Annotated in this window: 3 protein-coding genes; all 3 read right to left on the reverse strand. The window is 67.9% G+C overall.

Features of this window, described 5'->3' with window-relative positions:
- Positions 1–170 precede the first annotated feature (170 nt).
- A complete protein-coding gene (locus tag AB7U92_RS23610; RefSeq protein WP_428582714.1) occupies positions 171–2,429 on the reverse strand; it encodes a sensor histidine kinase in 2,259 nt (752 codons plus the stop codon).
- 15 nt (positions 2,430–2,444) lie between these two features.
- The gene (locus AB7U92_RS23615) at positions 2,445–3,164 is read right to left on the reverse strand and encodes a LuxR C-terminal-related transcriptional regulator (protein ID WP_428582716.1); all 720 of its coding nucleotides are present in this window, start codon (positions 3,162–3,164) and stop codon (positions 2,445–2,447) included.
- A 111-nt stretch (positions 3,165–3,275) separates the two neighbouring features.
- Positions 3,276–3,751 (reverse strand): zinc-binding dehydrogenase (locus tag AB7U92_RS23620; RefSeq protein WP_428582718.1); only part of this gene is annotated, 476 nt, incomplete at its 5' end.

Here is a 3,751-nt window from a genome sequence, read left to right on the forward strand (position 1 = left end):
TCGAGGTCTGTTTACTGCGTGTGCAGTGTGGGGGAACAGGCGGGGGAACGGTCAAGTTCCCGAACGCAGAAACTCTCATACAGATCAAGAACTTAGTTCGCCACTTTGGGTCCCATCAGCCACCCCACGGAATGAGATCGAAGCCGGGCCCGAGGCCCGGCTTCTTCGTTTCAGGGCCGGGCCGACAGATCGCGCAGCGTCACCCGGCAGCCGATGCCTCGCGGCTGCAGTTCGCGCCACTCCACTTCGCCACCGAGCTGCTTGACGCGCTTGCGCACACCGCCGAGACCGAGCCCGTGCGACCAGGCGCGCGGGTTGCGGCCTTCGCCGTTGTCACGGACCTGCAGCTCCAGACCGTCCTTGCGGTGCACCAGCGACACCTCGACACGCGTTGCCCTGGCGTGCGCGATGGCGTTGCTCACCAGTTCCCGCAGCACCCGCGTCAGCGCGGACCACTGCACCACCGTCAGCAGCACGTCGGCATCGGACTCGAACACCCAGTCGAGCTGCACATGAGCGGCCGTGAGGCGCTGGGTCAGATCGGCCTTCCATTCGGCCGCGGCATGCGACAGGCGATGGTTGGCCGCCGCCAGGCCGCGGGTCAGCGTCTTCAGGTCCTGCAGCGTGTGCCGGACATACTCTTCCATTTCCGGTGACTGGGCCTTGTACATCAGCGTGAGCAGACGGGCTCCGATGTCGTCGTGCAGGTCCTGCGCAATGCGGGCGCGTTCCTCGCTGCGCCCCTGCTCGACCGCCTTGTCGAAGGCCACGGCGCGCCGCAGCTGATCGACCACGCGCGCCGTCAGCCGTGCATCCTCGAAGGTGAACAGCCGCCGGCCGCGGTGGGCAAAGCGCAGGACGATCGAGCCCGACGCGGGGGCCGGATCGCCATCGAGCGACGGCACCGGCAAGGTCAGCGTCGAGCCGTCACTGGAGACGCGCATGGCACGCACGCGGCGCTCGACCAGCACCACCTCCATCGGCTCGAAGAGTTCGCGCAGCAGTTCCGACAGCAGCATGCCGGTGCGCTCGGGATGGGCCTCGACCTCGCGGGCGATGCGGTAGAGCTGCTCGAACATGCGCTCGGTGGTGAGCATGTTGCTGCCCAGCAGCTGGTTGACGATCCATTGCCTCGCACCCGAGTAGACCGCCAGCGAGAGGAAGAAGGCCAGCGTCAGCGACGCGAACTGGCCGAGCGAGAACACCGCGACGAACAGCAGGTCCAGCGAGGTGGCCACCGTGCTGACGGCCGCCAGCAGCGAAAACTCGCGCAGGATCTGCTGCGAGCGCGACAGGAAGGGCACCAGCACGATCAGCGACGCGAAGAACACGTACCAGACGGTGGAGCCGACCGAGGCGATGTTGTGGTGCACGCCGGGCAGCGTGATCGCCGCCGCCAGCGAGGCCGTCAGCAGCACCCACGTGACCAGCGTGACGATGCCGAAGCGGCGCAGCACGGTCGCAAAGGGGTGCGGCTCGATCTGGTACGACCAGCTCATCAGCATCACCATCGCCAGGCCATAGCCCACGACAGCGGCCTGGACCCACCACCAGCCCAGGGGAAGCGTGGCGCTCGCCACCAGCCAGGTCAGACCGACCGCGACCAGCCACGAGGCCAGTGCGATGCCCGTCGCCCCGGGAAGCCGGCGCGGGTGCACTGCAGCGGCGTGGACGATGGCTGCCGCCGTCAGCAGGTCGAAGCCGAAACGCGCCACCAGATCGAGACGCGCCAGCGTGTGCGGCATCGCCAGGTCTGCCGTCGACTCCATGGCGATGAAGACCAGGTTGCCGGCCTGGCACAACGCGATCAGTGCGTACAGCAGATTGCGACCGTTCGGCTTGGCCAGCAGCACGACCAGCGCCACCAAGTAGACCGCCAGCGCCAGCGCGCTGAGCAGCCAGTAGATCGCCGGCAGCCCCAGCCAGCCACGGGCCGACGTCTGCACATAGGCGCTGCGGCCGCCCGCAAAGACGAACTGCACGGCCGGTTGAGAGAGCAGGTCGTAAAGCGCCGCCTGCAATTCGTGGTGACGCGCCCGATCGGCGTCGTCGACCACCCATCGCGCCGACCGCTGCAGCGTCAGTGCATCCCTGAGTTCGACGCTGCGGCCATCGGCCTGCACGGCGACAAGCACCTGTCCGACCAGGGGCTCGAGCACTGGATCGGACGTGCGCACCAGCTCGATCCGGTTTTCAGCGGTGGTGCGCCAGCCGGCGTCCACGCGCGGCAGGCTGGCCATCTCACGCGCCAGCAGGAACAGCCCAAGGCAACCGCACAGGGCGGCCAGCACCAGCAGCCGCAGCCGCCAGCCCATCCAGCGCGACATGCTGTCGCCGGATTGCGCGAAGCGCTCGCCGAAGCTGGATTCGATGACGCTGTCAGCCGGCGTCAGCGTGGACAGCGGCCCCAGGGGTGCACGTTGCGACACGGCGCGTCGCCGGCGTCAGACCAGCCCCTGCTTGCTCGCCAGCACGGCCGCCTCGGCGCGGCTGGAGACGTTGAGCTTCTTGTAGATGGACTTGATGTGGTCGTTGACCGTGAACCACTTGATGCCCATCAGGTTCGCGATCTCCTTGATCGTGAAGCCCTTGCTGAGGTACGTCAGCACCTCGCTTTCGCGCGGCGTGAGGCGTTCGTGGTCCAGCGGTGCGCCGCGGCCCAGCGGCATCGGGCGGCTGCTCTGGAAGCCCGAGTTCGCCGTCATCGGGCCGGCGTCGCCGCCCTGGCGGAAGTGCGTGAGCAGGCGACGCGCGATGGCCGGCGACAGCGGCGGCTGCCCGCGCACGATCTTCTGCAGTTCCTCGACCAGCACCTCGAAGCGGTCTTCCTTCAGCAGGTAGCCATCGGCGCCGCACTGCAGCGCCGGAAACAGATGGTCGTCGTCGGAGTACAGCGTGGTGACGATCTTGGTGGCCGGGTACTTCACCAGTTCGGCCAGCAGTTCCATGCCGTTGCCGTCCGGCAGTTCGAGGTCGACGAGGATCAGCTTGAACGGATCGACCGGTTCGCGGCCCGGCAGCAGCGGGCCGATTTCGCGGCGCGCGCTCTCCAGGTCACCGGCCTCGGTGATCGCGATCGCGTCGCTGAAGCTCTCCCGTACGACGCGGCACAGGAAGCTGCGCGCCACCGGGTTGTCTTCGAGGATGAGGACTTTGACTGACATGCTCCACCCGTCTCGACCCTGCAGGGCCTTGTTGTTTGCGTGGGATGTTAGCGCACCGGCCTGCGGTGCCGGCGTTGCCGTGACAAAGTTCCCGCTTTCGAGGGGAGGGGCTCAGTCGTTGACGAGCACCAGCTTGCCGCGCACCTTGCGGGTGCCCATGCGGGCGAAGGCCTCCGGCAGGGCGCTCATCGGCAGGCGCTGGTCGATCACCGGCTTGACCTTGCCTTGTGCGTACCACTGTGCGAGTTCGCCCAGGGCACGCGCATTGGCCTGCGGCTCACGGCGCGCGAATTCGCCCCAGAACACGCCGACGATCGACGCGCCCTTGAGCAGCGCGAGGTTCAGCGGCAGTGCCGGGATGCCGCCCTGGGCGAAGCCCACCACCAGATAGCGGCCGCGCCAGGCGATCGAACGGAACACCGGCTCGGCCAGATCTCCACCCACCGGGTCGTAGACCACATCCGGGCCCTTGCCGCCGGTCAGGCGCTTGATCTCCTCGCGCAAGTTGCCGCTGCTGTAATTGATCGTCTCGTCGGCGCCGATCTCGCGGCACAGCGCGCACTTCTCGTCGCTGGAGGCGGCGGCGA

Source organism: Piscinibacter sp., from assembly GCF_050175855.1.
Lineage (GTDB): Bacteria > Pseudomonadota > Gammaproteobacteria > Burkholderiales > Burkholderiaceae_C > Piscinibacter.